Here is a 1,209-nt window from a genome sequence, read left to right as displayed (position 1 = left end):
ATCCCCGCGAGCATCGGCAGCAGCTCCCGCAGCCGCGCCGCCAGCTCCGACGCCCGCAGCCGCGAGGCCGGCGCCTTCGCCAGGCACTGCACGACCAGCTGCCACAGCTCGTCCGGGATGCCCGGCAGCGGTGCCACCGTCTCCGTGACGTGCCGGCGCAGCACCGCGCCCGGGTGCCCCCCGCCGAACGGCGTGAAGCCCGCGAGCAGCTCGTACAGCACCGTGGCCAGCGCGTAGATGTCCACGGCGGCCCGTGGCGGCAGCCCCTCCACGATCTCCGGCGCGAGATAGTCCGGCGTACCGATGATCTTCGTCGCGCGCGTCCGCTTCGGCGAGTCGATGAGCTTGGCCACGCCGAAGTCCGTCAGCAGCGCCGGGTGCGCACCGCCGGGCCCCAGCGGCCCCCGCATGTCCAGCAGCACGTTCTCCGGCTTGACGTCCCGGTGCACGACACCCGCCGCGTGCGCCGCGGCCAGCCCGTCCGCGACGTCGGCCACGATCGCCACCGCCGCCTCGGGCGCGAGCCGCCGCTCCCGCTCCAGACGGGTGCGCAGGTCCGTACCGCGGACCAGGTCCATGACGAGGGCGAGGTCGTTGCCGTCGACCACCAGGTCCCGTACGGAGACCACGTTCGGGTGCTCGAGACCCAGCAGCGCCGTCCGCTCCTGTACGAAGCGGCCCACGAGCTCCTGGTCGGACGCGAGGTCCTCGCGCAGCAGCTTGATCGCGACGGGCCCGTCGGGCCCCTCGCCGAGCCACACCGTGCCGGCGCTGCCCCGCCCCAGGATCTGGTGGGCGGTGTACCGGCTGCCGATCTTCCGTGCCAAGGCTGCTCCTACAGACGCGTGTTGGCGACAAAGCTACGCGTCCCGCGAGCCGACCCTCACCGCGGAGGCGGAAATCATCCGCGGGTTGTCGACAAATACCCAGACTTACGGGGGCGGAGGCGACGGCGGGACGGCCCGCGCCCCCGCCGCCCACGCGCCGTCAGTTGCCGCTCAGAGGTTCCCGACCCAGTCGGAGACCTGCCCGATCCAGTCGCTCAGCTGCTGCCAGTAGCCCTTGCCGGTCCCGATCCAGCCCTGCAGCGGAGTCAGCTCCCAGATCAGCCATCCCGCCACGAACAGGATGACGATCGTGAACAGGCACCCCTTGAGGCAGCCGAGCCCGGGGATCCTCATCGGGTTCGCGCTGCGCTGCCGCGGCGGC

The 1,209-nt window shown here is 72.7% G+C and carries 1 protein-coding gene and 1 pseudogene; both read right to left on the bottom strand.

Annotation, left to right across the window (positions count from 1 at the left end; translation table 11 throughout):
• Positions 1–827 (bottom strand): serine/threonine-protein kinase (locus RH94_RS13725; RefSeq protein ID WP_234425747.1); only part of this gene is annotated, 827 nt, incomplete at its 3' end.
• A 171-nt stretch (positions 828–998) separates the two neighbouring features.
• Positions 999–1,209, bottom strand: a pseudogene (locus tag RH94_RS43280) (serine/threonine protein kinase); the annotation flags it as partial.

It is taken from the genome of Streptomyces kebangsaanensis (genome assembly GCF_001906585.1).
GTDB classification, from domain to species: domain Bacteria; phylum Actinomycetota; class Actinomycetes; order Streptomycetales; family Streptomycetaceae; genus Streptomyces; species Streptomyces kebangsaanensis.
The sequence above is the reverse complement of the archived record's forward strand: the minus strand, read 5'-3'. Positions and strand labels throughout refer to the sequence as shown.